Below are 13,937 nucleotides of genomic sequence, written 5' to 3'. Positions count from 1 at the left end.
CCCTACGCGGCCCTGAGCGCCTCCCGCAGCGGGATCCTGGCGCCGCTGCGCAGCACCGAGTTGCGGTAGACCCGCCCGGCCAGCCGCAGCAGCAGCGCGGCGAAGCCGATGGCCAGCACCAGCGACAGCAGGATCTGCCAGGTCGGGGCCACTCCCATGGCGATCCGCATCGGCATCAGCACCGGCGCGCACGGCGGCACCATCGACAGCCAGGTCACCAGCGAGCTGCCCGGGTTGGACGGCACCACCGAGATGCCGACCACCCAGGCCAGGATCAGCGGGGCCACCGCCGGGAAGGTGAGCCCGCCCACGTCCTCCTGCCGGGACACGGTGGCCCCGAGCGCGGCGAACACCAGCGCGTAGACGGCGAAGCCGACCCCGTACCAGGCCAGGGCCCAGAGCACGGTGCCGACCGAGCTGGCCAGTGACAGGGTGATCGACCCGATCGCCAGCCCGACGCCCACCCCCAGGGCCGCCGGGACCAGGAACTGCACCAGCCCGAGCACCCCGACCCCGACCACCTTGCCGCCCAGCAGCTGCCACGGGCGCAGCGTGGAGAGCAGCAGCTCGACCACCCGGCTGGACTTCTCCTCCACCACGCCCTGGGCCACCGACTGGCCGACGAACATCAGCGTCAGATAGAGCAGCAGCCCGGCCACGATGGCGATGATGATCCGCTGGCCGTTCTCGGCCGCGGCCGGCTCCAGCGCGCTGACCGCCACCCGGGTGCCGCCGACCGCCCGCAGCACCGGCGCCGGGTCCTGGCCGAGGCCGGTGATCTGACTGGTCAGCACCTCCTGCTGGCCGGCCACGTAGAACAGCTGGTTCAGCGGGTCGCTGAGGGTCCGCTTCACGGTGGCGCCGATGCCCTGCGGGCCGGCCTCGGCGAGCGCGTCCACCGCCCCCGAGCGCACCTGCGCCACCCCGGCGGCGTGGTCGGCGACCGTGCTGACCACGACGTTCTGGCCGAGGTGGTCCGCGGTGGCCTGGAGCACCGGCGCCAGCGCGGCGTCCTGCCGCACCACCGCGACCCTGGTGGGCCCGGGGCTGAGGTTGGCGAAGTGGGTGATCAGCGGGGTGGCCACGGCCGCGGCGGCGGTGATGCCCAGCAGGATCAGGAACGCCTTGCTGCGCACCCGCACCACGATCTCGCGCCAGGCGACCAGTTGGATCGCCTGCCGCGATCCGATCCGAAGCTTGCCGTTCATGCCGCCGCCCCCTCGTCGTCCTGTCCCGCTACCTCGTCGGCGCTGACCACATGGCGGAAGAGCTCGGTCAGGGTCGGCAGCCGCCGGGCGAACTCCCTTACCGGGCCGGTCGCCAGGGCCGCGCGCAGCACCGCCTGGTCGTCCGCGCCCTCGCCCAGGGCCAGCACGGTGCGCGGGCCCTGGTGCGAGCGGAGGGTGACCCCGGGCAGTGCGTCCGCCCAGCCGGGCGGGGCCTGCGGCGCGTCCACCACCAGCTCCTCGGTGGCCCGGCCGCGCAGCTCGGCGACCGAGCCGACCGCGACCATGCTGCCGGCCCGGACGATGCCGACCCGGTCCGAGATCCGCTCCACCAGCTCCAGTTGATGGCTGGAGAAGATCACTGGGACCCCCTCCGCGCACTTCTCCCTGAGCACCTCGCTCATCACGTCCACGGCCACCGGGTCCAGGCCGGAGAAGGGCTCGTCCAGCACCAGGATCTCCGGGTGGTGCACCAGTGCCGCGGCCAGCTGCACCCGCTGCTGGTTGCCCAGGCTGAGCTTCTGCACCTCGTCGCCGATCCTGCCGTCCACACCGAGCCTGGTGGTCCACTCGCGGGTGGCGCGGACCGCGTCGGCCCGGGTCAGGCCGTGCAGCCTGGCCAGGTACTCCAACTGCTCGCCGACCCGCATCCGCGGGTAGAGGCCGCGCTCCTCCGGCATGTAGCCGATCCGGCTGCGGGTCTCCAGGGTCACCGGCGCGCCGTCCCAGCGCACCTCCCCCGCGTCGGCGGCCAGCACACCGAGGGCGATCCGCATGGTGGTGGTCTTGCCGGCGCCGTTGCTGCCGACGAAGCCGAAGACCTCGCCCGCCCTGACGTCGAAGGTCATCCCGCTGAGGGCGACGGTGTCCCCGTACCGCTTGGAGACGCCGTCGACCTCCAGTCTGCGATCGCTCACGTGCCTGCTCCCGTTCACCCCGTTGCCGTCCCTGCACGAACGCACCGATCATGCCCCACCCCGCGCCGGGACCGGCGGGAATTGAGCACCACTTGAGCTGCTACAGCTGGACCTCGCCGACCAGTTCCTCCAGCACGTCCTCCATGGTCACCAGGCCGACCGGCAGGCCGTCCCGGTCGACCACCGCGGCCAGGTGCGAGGTGGCCCGGCGCATCGCGCCGAGCGCGTCGTCCAGCGGCGTGAGGTCGGGCAGGGTGAGGATGCCGCGCCACAGCGACTGCGGCACCGGCGCCTCCCGGTCGTCCAGCTCCAGCACGTCCTTCACATGCAGGTACCCCAGGTACGCGCCGTTGCCGCCGACGATCGGGAACCGGGAGAAGCCGGTGGCCACCGCCAGCTCCTCCAACTGCCGCGCGGTCACCGAGCTGTCCACGCCGACCAGCCGCTCACGGGCCATCAGCACCTCGCGGATCGGCCGCCGCCCCAGCTCCAGCGCGTCCGCCAGCCGCTCCTGTGCGCCCCGGCCGAGCAGCCCGGCCTCGCGCGAGTCCTGGAGCAGGCCCGCCAGCTCCTCGCTGGTGAAGACCGACTCCACCTCGTCCCTGGCCTCCACCCCGAGCAGCCGCAGCAGCAGGTTGGCGAAGGCGTTCAGGAAGGAGATCACCGGGCGCAGCAGCCGGGCGATGGCGGCCAGCGGCGGGCCCAGCCACATCGCGGCCCGCTCCGGGCCGGCCAGCGCGATGTTCTTGGGCACCATCTCGCCGACCACCATGTGCAGGAAGACCACCACCGCCAGCGCGATCACATACGCCAGCGGATGGGTGAGCTCGGCCGGGATGCCCAGGGCCGCGCCCGGGCCCTCCAGCAGCCGGGCGATCACCGGCTCGGCCAGCGCGCCCAGCAGCAGCGAGCAGACGGTGATGCCGAGCTGCGCGGCGGCCATCATCGCCGACACGTGCTCCAGCGCGTAGAGCACGGTACGGGCCCGGCGGTTGCCGGACTCGGCCAGCGGCTGCACCTGGCTGCGGCGCACCGAGACCAGGGCGAACTCGGCGCCGACGAAGAAGCCGTTGCCGAGCAGCAGCAGGATCGAGATGCCGATCTGAAGGGCGCTCACTTCGCCGCCCCCCGCTCGTCGCCGTGGTGGGCCTCGTCGTCCGTCCGGACCAGCAGCACGGCCTCGGTGCGGTGCCGGACCACGTCCAGCACGGTCAGCCGCCAGCCCGGCAGGGTGCAGCTGTCGCCCTCGGCGGGCAGCCGGCCGAGCCGGTCCGCGACCAGCCCGGCGATGGTCTCGTACGGGCCCTCCGGCGCGTGGAAGCCGACCGCCTCCAACTGGTCCACGCGGCAGCGGCCGTCGACCTCCCAGGCCGGCCGGCCCTCGACCGGGGCGACCGCCCGCAGCTCCGGGTGCTCACCGGTGTCGTGCTCGTCCAGGACTTCGCCGACCATCTCCTCGACCACGTCCTCCAGGGTGGCCACCCCGGCCGTGCCGCCGTACTCGTCCACCACCACCGCCATGCTGTGCTGACGGCGCAGCAGTTCCAGCAGCCGCTCGGCCGGCAGCGTCTCCGGGACCAGCAGCGGCGCGGACATCAGCTCGGCGACCGGTATCCCGGCCCTGCGGTCGGCCGGGACCGCCAGCGCGTCCTTGAGCGTGACGATGCCGGTGACCTCGTCGATGCTGTCCCGGTAGACCGGGAAGCGGGACAGGCCGGTGGCCCGGGTGAGGTTGAGCACGTCGGCGGCGGTGGCCTGCTCCTGCAGCGAGCGGACCTCGACCCTGGGCTTCATCACGCTCTGCGCGGTCAGCTCGCCCAGACCCAGGGTGCGGACGAACAGGTCGGCGGTGTCCGCCTCGAGCGCGCCCTCGCTGGCCGAGTGCCGGGCCAGCGCCACCAGTTCCTCGGCGCCGCGCGCGGAGGCCAGTTCCTCGGCCGGCTCCAGGCCGAGCGCCCGGACCATCCGGTTGGCGGCGCCGTTCAGCAGCACGATGGCCGGACGGCAGACGGTGGAGAAGACCCGCTGCGGGCCGACCACCGAGCGGGCCACCTGCAGCGGGCGGGAGATCGCCCAGTTCTTCGGGACCAGTTCGCCGACCACCATCTGCACCACGGTGGCCACCAGCATCCCGACCACGGCGGCCGTGCCGTGCACCGCCCCCGAGGGCAGTCCTAGGCCGCGCAGCGGCGGGGAGAGCAGGGTGGCCAGGGCCGGATTGCCGAGCATGCCGACCAGCAGCGAGGTGACGGTGATGCCGAGCTGGGCGCCGGAGAGCTCGAAGGAGAGGGTGCGCAGGGCGCCCTGGACCCGTCGCGCCCGGCGGTCCCCGGACTCCGCGGCCCGGTTCACCGCCCCGCGGTCGACGGTGACCAGGGCGAATTCGGCGGCGACGAACAGCCCGTTGGCGAGGATCAGCAGCAGGGCCACGCCCAGCAGCAGCCAGGCGGTGGTGGGACTTGCGGGTTCCATCGGGGAGCGATCTTCTCCAGGCTCGCGGACGGTGGGTACGGTCCGACAAGGATGCCTGAAAGGAACACACGCGCCTATTCGACGCGGCGGGCCGTGCCGTAGGCCTCCACACAGGCCCGTAGCTCACGGGCGGCGCGGACGGCCTGGCGCAGCCCGGAGCCCGGCTGGATCGCCACCACCGCGAGGGTGCCGCCGTCGGCGAGGTCCAGCAGCACCCAGGGGTCGCCCCGGCGCAGGTTGACGCCCAGGATCTCGGCCCACTCCAGCCGGCGCCGCCGGACGAAGTTGACCACGGTCAGCCCCTCCCGGTCGGCCCGGGCCACCGGGCGCGCCAGCAGCGCCAGCACCAGCGCGAACAGCAGCCCGGCCACGCCGAGCCCGACCCGGTCGTGCCGGTGCCAGTCGGCCGGGCCGAGCGCGGCGATGGTGCAGAAGAAGCCCAGGCTGAGCAGCGCAAGCACCAGCAGCACCGTTCTGGTCAGCAGTGGCCGCCAGCGGGTGGGCAGCCGCGGCGGACCGAGCACGGTACGACTGGCACTGGCGGTCATACCCCAGGGCTCCCGACGGTACGGCCGACGGTCAGAGCCGGCAGGCGTGGATGTTGGTGACCAGGATGGCGCGGGCCCCGATGGCCCAGAGGTCGTCCATGATCCGCTGTGCCTCCTTGCGGAGCACCATCGACCGCACGGCGACCCAGCCCTCGCTGTGCAGCGGCGAGACCGTGGGCGACTCCAGGCCGGGTGTGAGCCCGACCGCGTCCGCGACCCGCTCGGCCCGGATGTCGTAGTCCATCATCACGTACCGGCGGGCCACCAGGACACCCTGCAGACGGCGCAGGAACTGCTCGGCGCGCGGGTCCTCCTCGGCGCCGGTGGGACGGATCACCACGGCGTCGGAGACCAGGATCGGCGCGCCGAACACCTCCATCCCGGCGTTGCGCAGGCTGGTGCCGGTCTCCACCACGTCGGCGATGACGTCGGCGACGCCCAGCTGCACCGCGGTCTCCACCGCGCCGTCCAGCTTGGTGACCGCGGAGGCGGTGACCCCGTGCTCGGCCAGGTAGGTCTTGACCAGGCCGGTGTAGGAGGTGGCGATCCGGCGCCCCTCCAGGTCCTTGACGTCCGAGGCGATGCCCTTGGGCCCGGCGAAGCGGAAGGTGGACCCGGCGAAGCCGAGCGCCAGCACCTCCTCCGCGTCCGCGCCCGAGTCCAGCAGCAGGTCGCGCCCGGTGATGCCGACGTCGAGGCGGCCGGAGCCGACGTAGATGGCGATGTCGCGCGGGCGCAGGAAGAAGAACTCGACCTGGTTCTCCGGGTCCACCAGGACCAGTTCCTTGGAGTCCTTGCGCTGCCGGTAGCCCGCCTCGTGCAGCATCGCCGACGCCGGCTCGGAGAGGGACCCCTTGTTGGGAACGGCGATACGCAGCATGGGACGTGCCTTTCGTGGTGAACCGGATTCGGACATCAAAAAAGCGGGGCACCGGATGTGCTCGGTGCCCCGCTCCCTTCGACTGCTCAAGGGCGGGGTCTACAGATGGGCGTACACGTCCTCCAGGGTGAGGCCGCGGGCGACCATCATCACCTGGAGGTGGTAGAGCAGCTGGGAGATCTCCTCCGCGGTCCGCTCGTCCGACTCGTGCTCGGCCGCCATCCACACCTCGGCGGCCTCTTCGACCACCTTCTTGCCGATCGCGTGCACGCCGAGGCCGACGAGCTCGGCGGTACGCGAGCCCGAGTCGCCGGATGCGGCCTTCTGCTGGAGCTCGGTGAAGAGCTCCTCGAATGTCTTCTGCGCCATGATGTGTCCCACCCTAAGGGGTCCGTCCCGCTGTCCGCGTGAGCGTCCAGGGAACGGACGGTGAACCGCGGCCGGCCGGGGCGGCCCTCAGTGGTTCCTGGCGATCTCGCGGAGCAGCGCGGCGGTGGCCAGGGCGGCCGTGGTGGCCTCGAATCCCTTGTCCTCCTTGGAGCCGGGCAGTCCCGCGCGGTCCAGCGCCTGCTGGTCGTTGTCGCAGGTCAGCAGGCCGAAGCCAATGGGGACACCGGTGTCGGTGGAGACCTGGGTGAGCCCCAGCGTCGCCGCCTCGCACACATAGTCGAAGTGGGGGGTGCCGCCGCGGATGACGACGCCCAGGGCGACCACCGCGTCGTAGCCGCGCGCGGCGAGGCCCCTGGCCACCACCGGGAGCTCGAAGCTGCCCGGGACCCGCAGCAGCACCGACTCCTCGACGCCGTACTCCTTCAGCGCCCGCTGGGCGCCGTCGATCAGGCCGTCCATGACCTTCTCGTGCCACTGCGACGCGATCACCGCGACCCGCAGGCCCCGGACGTCCTGCACGGTCAGCACGGGTGCGCCTTCGCCGCTCATCTTCTTCGTTCTCCTACGTTGTATGTCGATTGGGTGCTAGCGGAGCCAGGGCAGCTCGTGCCCCATCCGGTCGCGCTTGGTGGTCAGGTAGCGCAGGTTGTGCTCGCCGGCCGCGACCGGCACCGGCTCGCGCTCCTTGACCGTGATCCCGTGGCCCTCGAGCGCCAGGTGCTTCTCCGGGTTGTTGGTCAGCAGCCGGACCGAGCGCACGCCCAGCTCGTCCAGGATCCGCGCCGCCGCCGCGTAGTCGCGCGCGTCGGCCGGCAGCCCGAGCTCCAGGTTGGCGTCCACGGTGTCCCGGCCCGCCTCCTGCAGCTGGTAGGCGCGCAGCTTGGGCAGCAGCCCTATGCCGCGGCCCTCGTGCCCGCGCAGGTAGAGCAGCACGCCGCGGCCCTCGGCGGCGATCCGCTCCAACGAGGCCTGCAGCTGCGGGCCGCAGTCGCAGCGCAGCGAACCGAAGGCGTCCCCGGTCAGGCACTCGGAGTGCACCCGGACCAGGACGTTCTCACCCTCCGGCAGCCGCCCCTCGGGGTCGAGGCCGCCGGCCACCAGGGCGATGTGCTCCACCCCGTCCGGCTCGCTGAGGTAGCCGATCGCGGTGAACTCGCCGTGGGCGGTCGGCAGCGCGGTGACGGCGGCGCGGGTGACCGTGCCCCCGCCCGCGCCCGGTCCGTCCTGCTCGGGGCCGGACTCGGTGCGGCGGCGGTAGGCGATCAGGTCCTCGATGGAGATGATCGCCAGGCCGTGCCGGCGGGCGAACGGGACCAGGTCGGGCAGCCGGGCCATGGTGCCGTCGTCGTTGACCACCTCGGCGATGCCGCCGGCCGGGGCGAGGCCGGCCAGCCGGGCCAGGTCCACGGCCGCCTCGGTGTGGCCGGGGCGCTCCAGCACGCCGCCGTCCTTGGCCCGCAGCGGGAACACATGGCCCGGCCGGGTCAGGTCGGTGGCCCGGGTGCCGGCCTCGGCCAGCAGCCGCACCGTACGGGCCCGGTCGGCGGCCGAGATGCCGGTGCTGACGCCGTCCCTGGCGTCCACCGAGACCGCGTAGGCGGTGCCCTTGCGGTCCTCGTTGACGGCGGTCATCGGCGGCAGCTTCAGCCGGTCGAGCTCGGCGCCGGTCATCGGCACGCAGACCACACCGGAGCTGTAGCGGACGGTGAAGGCCATCACCTCGGCGGTGGCCGCACTCGCGGCGAAGACGATGTCGCCCTCGTTCTCGCGGTCCTCGTCGTCCACCACCACGACCGGGCGGCCCGCCGCGATCTCGGCGATGGCGAACTCGACGCTGTCCAGCGTCAGGTCCTCGTCCGCGTCCTGCTGCGGCAGGGTGATCGGGTCCAGGGTGATGCTCATGCGGTTGCCCCCTTCGGGAGGATCGTGGCGGGAAGCTGCTGGGCGGTGCGGGAGCGCAGCCACCAGGACCGCATCCCGGCGATCACCAGGACGAAGTAGACGATGTAGATGAGGCCGGAGAAGGCCAGCCCGCTGTTGAACGCCAGCGGCACGCCGACCAGGTCGACGGCCAGCCAGGCGAACCAGAACTCCACCCAGCCGCGGCCCTGCGCCACCATCGCGGCCAGGGTGCCGGTGAACAGGTAGGCGTCCTGCCAGGGGGCCCAGGAGAGGTCGTACGCCTGGAACAGCAGCGCCACGCCGACGGTGCCGACGGCGGTGCCGGCCACCAGCCAGGCCCGCTCGGTCCAGGTGGCGAAGCGGACGGCCAGGTCGCCGGTGCCGCGGCGGCCGCGCTGCCACTGCAGCCAGCCCCAGACCGACACCACGATGACCACCAGCTGCTTGCCGACGCCGCCGCTCAGGTCGGCCGACCAGTAGGCGGCGACCAGGACAAGACCGGACAGCAGCTGCACCGGCCAGCTCAGCACCGAACGCCGCCAGCCGAGCGCCAGCGCGCCCAGGCCGAGCAGGTTGCCGATCAGGTCGGACCACTTGATGTGCTCGCCGAACACGGTGAACGCCTGGCTGTTGAGGTCCTGGAGCAGACCGCTCACCGCGGATCGCCCCCGCTCCCCGCCCGGTCGCCGAGCAGCCGCTCGACGTACTTCGCCAGCACGTCCACCTCGAGGTTCACCGGCTCGCCGACCTGCTTGCGGCCCAGCGTGGTGTGGGTGAGGGTGGCCGGGATCAGGCTCACCGTGAAGCTGTCGGCGGCGGCCTCGACCACGGTCAGGCTGACCCCGTCCACGGTGATCGAGCCCTTCTCGACCAGGTAGCGGGAGAGCGCGGCCGGCAGGCTGAAGCGCAGGATCTCCCACTGCGGGACACCGTCCGCGCCGGGCTCGCCGGGGCTGCGCCCGAGCAGCACCGCGGTGCCGTCGACATGGCCCTGCACCAGGTGGCCGCCGAGCCGGGCGCCCAGCGCCATGGCCCGCTCCAGGTTGACCCTGGAACCGGGGCCGACCGCGCCCAGACTGGACCTGAGCAGCGTCTCCGCCATCACGTCGGCGCTGAACTCGCCCGGCGCGGAGGCCAGTTGCTCATCGGTGTCCAGGACGGTCAGACAGACGCCGTTCACTGCGATGGACTGCCCCTCGCGGGCGTCCTGGGTGGTCACCGGCCCGCGCAGGCGGATGCGCGAGGAGTCCCCCAGGTCCTCGACCGAGAGGACCTCACCCAGCTCTTCGATGATTCCCGTGAACATTCAGCTCTCCTCGACAGTGAACCGGCGCAGCGCGCGGACATCCGTCGTGAACAGCTCTGGAACGAAAGAAATGCCCACCGGATCCTCCTCGCGCTGTCTGGCGCGGGCTCCGGGGGCACAGGGAGAGATGATGCGGACACGGCCAGGAGGCCTCGGGGACGTTCTGCGAGGGCACGGATCCCTCGGCGCTCGGAGAGTACCGGTGGACCACTGCGGACGCAGCACGAGCCCGACGTCCGCAGCGCACTGCCTCCCATCCGGACTTTCACCGTCGGTCCAGGAATTTCACCTGGTCAACCGACCGCTGGAAGCGATCGGGTCGCGGACTGTAACCGCCGGTTCGGAATTACACCGACCCCGGAGTGCGCAAACGTCGTAACTTGTGACTCCAGTCTGCCATGATCCGACCGCGTTCTGGCAAGACCGTCCACCTGTCGAACGGATGTGGTGCTTGTCACGGCCGGTGCGGCGTTTGGCTCAGCGCTCGCCCGGGCGGACCAGGCCCGACTCATAGGCCAGGACCACCAGCTGGGCCCGGTCCCGCGCGCCGAGCTTCAGCAGCGCCCGGGAGACATGGGTCTTCACGGTCAGCGGGCTGACCGCCAGCTCCTCGGCGATGTCGTCGTTGGAGCCGCCGCCGGCCACCAGCGCGACGATCTCCCGCTCCCGGTCGGTGAGCACCGACAGCTGCTCGGGGCTGCGGGCCGGAGGCTTGTCGGGCTGCTCAAGGAAGCGGGCGATCAGGCCCTGGGTGGCGGCCGGGGAGAGCAGCGACTCGCCCCTGGCGACCACCCGGATCGCGTCCAGCAGGTCGTCAGGCTCGGCGCCCTTGCCGAGGAAGCCGCTGGCCCCGGCCCGCAGCGCCTGGAACACGTACTCATTGACCTCGAAGGTGGTCAGCACCAGCACCCTGACCCCGGCCAGGTCCTCGTCCGCGGTGATGGCGCGGGTGGCGGCGAGTCCGTCCATGTCCGGCATCCGGATGTCCATCAGCACCACGTCGGCGCGGGCCTCGCGGGCGAGCGAGACGGCCTCCCGCCCGGTGGCGGCCTCACCGACCACCTCCAGGTCGGGGGCCGAGTCCACCAGGACCTTGAGACCGGCCCTGACCAGCACCTGGTCGTCGGCGATGACTACTCTGATCGTCACTGTGGCTCCCAAGGCGGTGGCTCCCATGCCGGTGTTCAGGTCCTGGCCCGGCGGGCCGAGGCGGAGCGCGGTGCGACCACCCGGGGCAGCGGCAGGTCGACGCAGACCCGGAAGCCGCCGTCGGGTCCGGGCCCGGCCCGGAAGCTGCCGCCGACCGAGGCGGCCCGCTCGCGCATCCCGATCAGCCCGTGGCCGGTGCCTTCCGCGCCGCGCTCGCGGTCCCGGGCGGACGGGTCGCGGTCGGCCGCGTCCCTGGCCGGGCCGGGCCCGTCGTCCTCCACCTCGATGTGCAGTTCGTCGCGGCGGTAGGCGAGCCGCAGCCGGGCGACCGAGGTCCCGGCGTGCTTGCGGACATTGGTCAGCGACTCCTGGACCACCCGGTAGGCGGTCAGGTCCACCGTGGTCGGCAGCCGGCGCGGCACGCCCTCGTCCTCCCGGCTGACCTGCAGTCCGGCCCGGCCGAAGGTCTCCAGCAGGGCCGGCAGCCCGTCCAGGCCCGGCACCGGCTCGTGCGGGGCGTCCGACTCGTCGCCCTGGCGCAGCACCGCGACCGTCGCGCTGAGCTCGGCCAGCGCGGAGCGCCCGGCCTCGCGGACGTGCGCCAGCGCCTGCCTGGCCTGCTCCGGCTGGGTGTCCAGGACGTGCGAGGCCACCCCGGCCTGGACGTTGATCAGCGCGATGTGGTGGCCGACGATGTCGTGCAGCTCGCGGGCGATCCGCATCCGCTCCTCGGCGACCCGGCGGCGGGCCTCCTCCTCCCGGGTGTGCTCGGCCCGGCGGGCCCGTTCCTCTATCGCGGCGACGAAGGCCCGGCGGTTGCGCACCGCCTCGCCCACCGCGACGGCCAGCGCGGTCCAGACGAACGCTATGGCGTTCACCGGGCGGTCCCAGACCTCCGGCGAGAGCCGCATGCTCACCCCGCCCAGGCACAGCACCGCGACCGCGCCGATGCTCAGCGCGACCGGGCGCTCCACCACCGAGGAGACGGTGTACACGGCCAGCGCCGAGCCCAGCAGGATCGGGCCGCGGACCGGACCGACGTACATGAAGCCCAGCGTGCCGATCACGGAGACCACCAGCACCGCGACCGGGTAGCGGCGGCGCCAGGCCAGCGGGGCGAACACCGGGATCCCGGCGATGGTCAGCACCAGCAGCGGGTTCAGATGGGACCACGCGTCGGGGATGTGGTCGCTGATCGGGTCCAGCAGGGTGGCCGCGTAGAGCACGGCCGCCAGCAGCCCGTCCGCCCGGTACGGGTGCGCCCGCACGAGCGCGCGGCAGCGCTGGAGGCCGCCGCGTCCGAAGAGGTGCATGGACCTCACATTAGCGTCAGATCAGCGGCGGCCGATCGGGGCGGAGACCGCGGTGGTGAGGGTGAGCAGGTCCTGCGGGGAGAGCTCGACCTCCAGGCCGCGGCGTCCGGCCGAGACGAAGACGGTGGGATGGGCCGCGGCGCTGCCGTCCAGCACCGTGCGCAGCCGCTTCCGCTGGCCCAGCGGGGAGATCCCGCCGAGGACGTAGCCGGTGGCGCGCTCGGCGGCGGCCGGGTCGGCCATCGCCGCGTGCTTGCCGCCGACCGCGGCGGCCAGCGCCTTGAGGTCGAGCTTGGCCGCGACCGGGACCACCCCGACCGTGAGGGTGCCGTCGACCTCGGCGACCAGGGTCTTGAACACCCGCTCCTGGCTGACGCCCATCGCCTCGGCGGCCTCCTCGCCGTAGGAGGCGGCGGCCGGGTCGTGCGGATAGGCGTGCACGGTGAAGACCACCCCCGCGGCCTCCAGCGCCACCGTCGCCGGGGTGCCCTGACCGCCGCGCTTCGCCTTCTTCGCCATGCCCGCCGAGCTCCTGACGCCGTGTCCGTACCGGTCCGTGTCCCCGGATATTCCGGTTGCGCCCCGACCTTAGACTGCCGAGCATGACCCGACGAATCGCCACCAGTACCGCCGTCGAGCGCGAGGCCCTGCTCGACTTCCTGCGCCCCCGGCACCGCGGGCTGCTGATCACCACCCGCGCGGACGGCCGGCCGCAGGCCTCCCCGGTGGCCTGCGGCGTGGACAGCTCGGGGCACATCGTCGTATCGACCTATCCACAGCGCGCCAAGGCCCGCAACGCCCGGCGCGACCCCCGGGTCGGCATCGTGGTCCTCTCCGACGACTTCGACGGCCCCTGGGTGCAGGTGGACGGCAGCGCGGAGGTGATCGACGCCACCGAGGACGTGGAGCCGCTGGTCGAGTACTTCCGCTGCATCGCCGGGGAGCACCCGGACTGGGCCGAGTACCGCGAGGCGATGCTGAAGCAGGGCAAGGCCCTGGTCCGGATCACCCCGGAGCGCTGGGGACCGATCGCCACCGGCGGCTTCCCGGCCGACCTCGCCGAGGACTGACTGTCGGTGATCAGGTGGACTTATGCCTTTGTCGACCGGCCCGCGGAGCAGTTCGCCGCGGCGGCGGCGTTCTGGACCGCGGTCACCGGCACCCGGCTCTCCGAACCCCGGGGTGAGCACGGCGAGTTCGCCACCCTGCTGGCCGACGGCGCCGACGCCTGCCTGAAGCTGCAGGCGGTCGGCGGCGACGACACCGGCGACGGCGGCGGGCATCCGGACCTGGCGGTGGACGACGTCCTGGCCACGGCCGGGGCCGCGGTCCGGCTCGGCGCGACCGTGGTCGACCAGCAGCCGGACGTGACCGTGCTGCGCTCCCCCGGCGGCCAACTGTTCTGCCTGGTCGACTGGCACGGCGAGACGGTCCGGCCGCCGGTGGCCACCGCCCCCGGCGGAGCGTCCAGCCGGCTGGACCAGCTCGCCCTGGACATCCCGCCCGCGGCCTACCCGGCCGAGGTCGCCTTCTGGGCCGAACTGACCGGCTGGGAGCTGCTGACCGGCTCCCGGCCCGAGTTCCAGGTGCTCCGGCCGCCGGCCCCGCTGCCGCTGCGGTTCCTGCTGCACCGCCTGGACCAGCCCCGCCCGGCCGCCGCCCACCACGACCTGGCCTGCACCGACGTCGAAGCGGTCCGCGCCTGGCACGAGTCCCTCGGCGCGGTCGCGGTCGCCCGACACCCGCACTGGACCGCCATGCGCGACCCGGCGGGCGGCAGCTACTGCCTCACCGGGCGGGACCCGGCCACCGGTAGCCTGCCGGGCTGACGCTG

The 13,937-nt window shown here is 73.1% G+C and carries 16 protein-coding genes and 1 riboswitch; of the genes, 2 read left to right on the top strand and 14 right to left on the bottom strand.

Annotated features, from left to right (window positions below; translation table 11 throughout):
* Positions 1-2: 2 nt before the first annotated feature.
* The 14 genes from ACEZDG_RS19485 to ybaK form a co-directional block, all read right to left on the bottom strand.
* Entirely contained in the window at positions 3-1,208 is a 1,206-nt protein-coding gene (locus ACEZDG_RS19485) for an ABC transporter permease (RefSeq protein WP_380511116.1), read from the bottom strand.
* Positions 1,205-2,143, bottom strand: coding sequence for an ABC transporter ATP-binding protein (locus tag ACEZDG_RS19480; protein WP_380511113.1), 939 nt, complete (start codon positions 2,141-2,143; stop codon positions 1,205-1,207). Before ACEZDG_RS19480 ends, ACEZDG_RS19485 begins: the two co-directional genes overlap by 4 nt.
* Positions 2,144-2,243: 100 nt before the next feature.
* Positions 2,244-3,260, bottom strand: a complete 1,017-nt coding sequence (locus ACEZDG_RS19475) for a hemolysin family protein (protein ID WP_380511110.1) — start codon at positions 3,258-3,260, stop codon at positions 2,244-2,246.
* Positions 3,257-4,615, bottom strand: a complete 1,359-nt coding sequence (locus ACEZDG_RS19470) for a hemolysin family protein (protein WP_380511107.1) — start codon at positions 4,613-4,615, stop codon at positions 3,257-3,259. Before ACEZDG_RS19470 ends, ACEZDG_RS19475 begins: the two co-directional genes overlap by 4 nt.
* A gap of 74 nt (positions 4,616-4,689) precedes the next feature.
* Positions 4,690-5,163 carry a PH domain-containing protein gene (locus ACEZDG_RS19465; protein WP_380511104.1) on the bottom strand — a complete coding sequence of 158 codons (474 nt, stop codon included), beginning with the start codon at positions 5,161-5,163 and terminating at the stop codon, positions 4,690-4,692.
* A gap of 31 nt (positions 5,164-5,194) precedes the next feature.
* Positions 5,195-6,043 (bottom strand): ATP phosphoribosyltransferase, encoded by an 849-nt coding sequence (gene hisG / locus ACEZDG_RS19460; RefSeq protein WP_380511101.1) that lies wholly within the window; start codon positions 6,041-6,043, stop codon positions 5,195-5,197.
* Positions 6,044-6,142: 99 nt separating this feature from the next.
* Positions 6,143-6,412, bottom strand: coding sequence for a phosphoribosyl-ATP diphosphatase (locus ACEZDG_RS19455; protein ID WP_380511098.1), 270 nt, complete (start codon positions 6,410-6,412; stop codon positions 6,143-6,145).
* Between the two features lie 87 nt (positions 6,413-6,499).
* Complete coding sequence (gene ribH / locus ACEZDG_RS19450) at positions 6,500-6,982, bottom strand: 6,7-dimethyl-8-ribityllumazine synthase (RefSeq protein ID WP_380511095.1); 483 nt, start codon at positions 6,980-6,982, stop codon at positions 6,500-6,502.
* Between the two features lie 36 nt (positions 6,983-7,018).
* Positions 7,019-8,335 carry a bifunctional 3,4-dihydroxy-2-butanone-4-phosphate synthase/GTP cyclohydrolase II gene (locus tag ACEZDG_RS19445; RefSeq protein ID WP_380511092.1) on the bottom strand — a complete coding sequence of 439 codons (1,317 nt, stop codon included), beginning with the start codon at positions 8,333-8,335 and terminating at the stop codon, positions 7,019-7,021.
* Positions 8,332-8,991: a nicotinamide mononucleotide transporter family protein gene (locus ACEZDG_RS19440; protein ID WP_380511089.1), complete on the bottom strand. Its 660-nt coding sequence runs from the start codon at positions 8,989-8,991 to the stop codon at positions 8,332-8,334. The genes ACEZDG_RS19445 and ACEZDG_RS19440 overlap by 4 nt, the downstream gene beginning before the upstream one ends.
* On the bottom strand, positions 8,988-9,641 hold the full coding sequence (locus ACEZDG_RS19435) for a riboflavin synthase (protein WP_380511086.1): 654 nt from the start codon (positions 9,639-9,641) through the stop codon (positions 8,988-8,990). The genes ACEZDG_RS19440 and ACEZDG_RS19435 overlap by 4 nt, the downstream gene beginning before the upstream one ends.
* A gap of 239 nt (positions 9,642-9,880) precedes the next feature.
* Positions 9,881-10,011: riboswitch (FMN riboswitch) on the bottom strand.
* 107 nt (positions 10,012-10,118) lie between these two features.
* A complete protein-coding gene (locus tag ACEZDG_RS19430; RefSeq protein WP_380511083.1) occupies positions 10,119-10,790 on the bottom strand; it encodes a response regulator in 672 nt (223 codons plus the stop codon).
* Positions 10,791-10,825: 35 nt separating this feature from the next.
* The gene (locus ACEZDG_RS19425; protein ID WP_380511080.1) at positions 10,826-12,103 is read right to left on the bottom strand and encodes a sensor histidine kinase; all 1,278 of its coding nucleotides are present in this window, start codon (positions 12,101-12,103) and stop codon (positions 10,826-10,828) included.
* Between the two features lie 21 nt (positions 12,104-12,124).
* Entirely contained in the window at positions 12,125-12,622 is a 498-nt protein-coding gene (ybaK, locus tag ACEZDG_RS19420; protein WP_380511077.1) for a Cys-tRNA(Pro) deacylase, read from the bottom strand.
* Positions 12,623-12,705: 83 nt separating this feature from the next.
* Here ybaK and ACEZDG_RS19415 point away from each other — a divergent pair, with 83 nt between their 5' ends.
* Positions 12,706-13,173: a PPOX class F420-dependent oxidoreductase gene (locus tag ACEZDG_RS19415; protein ID WP_380511074.1), complete on the top strand. Its 468-nt coding sequence runs from the start codon at positions 12,706-12,708 to the stop codon at positions 13,171-13,173.
* A gap of 6 nt (positions 13,174-13,179) precedes the next feature.
* On the top strand, positions 13,180-13,932 hold the full coding sequence (locus ACEZDG_RS19410; RefSeq protein WP_380511071.1) for a VOC family protein: 753 nt from the start codon (positions 13,180-13,182) through the stop codon (positions 13,930-13,932).
* Positions 13,933-13,937: the final 5 nt, after the last annotated feature.

Source organism: Streptacidiphilus alkalitolerans, assembly GCF_042511045.1.
GTDB classification, from domain to species: domain Bacteria; phylum Actinomycetota; class Actinomycetes; order Streptomycetales; family Streptomycetaceae; genus Streptacidiphilus; species Streptacidiphilus alkalitolerans.
Note: the sequence above shows the minus strand (reverse complement) of the source record. Positions and strands in the feature narration are given on the sequence as shown.

Coding starts and splice junctions, on each gene's coding strand:
- ACEZDG_RS19455 (WP_380511098.1), bottom strand. CDS start 6,412: ATGGCGCAGAAGACATTCGAGGAGCTCTTCACCGAGCTCCAGCAGAAG.
- ACEZDG_RS19445 (WP_380511092.1), bottom strand. CDS start 8,335: ATGAGCATCACCCTGGACCCGATCACCCTGCCGCAGCAGGACGCGGAC.
- hisG (WP_380511101.1), bottom strand. CDS start 6,043: ATGCTGCGTATCGCCGTTCCCAACAAGGGGTCCCTCTCCGAGCCGGCG.
- ACEZDG_RS19470 (WP_380511107.1), bottom strand. CDS start 4,615: ATGGAACCCGCAAGTCCCACCACCGCCTGGCTGCTGCTGGGCGTGGCC.
- ACEZDG_RS19415 (WP_380511074.1), top strand. CDS start 12,706: ATGACCCGACGAATCGCCACCAGTACCGCCGTCGAGCGCGAGGCCCTG.
- ACEZDG_RS19465 (WP_380511104.1), bottom strand. CDS start 5,163: ATGACCGCCAGTGCCAGTCGTACCGTGCTCGGTCCGCCGCGGCTGCCC.
- ACEZDG_RS19435 (WP_380511086.1), bottom strand. CDS start 9,641: ATGTTCACGGGAATCATCGAAGAGCTGGGTGAGGTCCTCTCGGTCGAG.
- ACEZDG_RS19485 (WP_380511116.1), bottom strand. CDS start 1,208: ATGAACGGCAAGCTTCGGATCGGATCGCGGCAGGCGATCCAACTGGTC.
- ACEZDG_RS19425 (WP_380511080.1), bottom strand. CDS start 12,103: ATGCACCTCTTCGGACGCGGCGGCCTCCAGCGCTGCCGCGCGCTCGTG.
- ybaK (WP_380511077.1), bottom strand. CDS start 12,622: ATGGCGAAGAAGGCGAAGCGCGGCGGTCAGGGCACCCCGGCGACGGTG.
- ribH (WP_380511095.1), bottom strand. CDS start 6,982: ATGAGCGGCGAAGGCGCACCCGTGCTGACCGTGCAGGACGTCCGGGGC.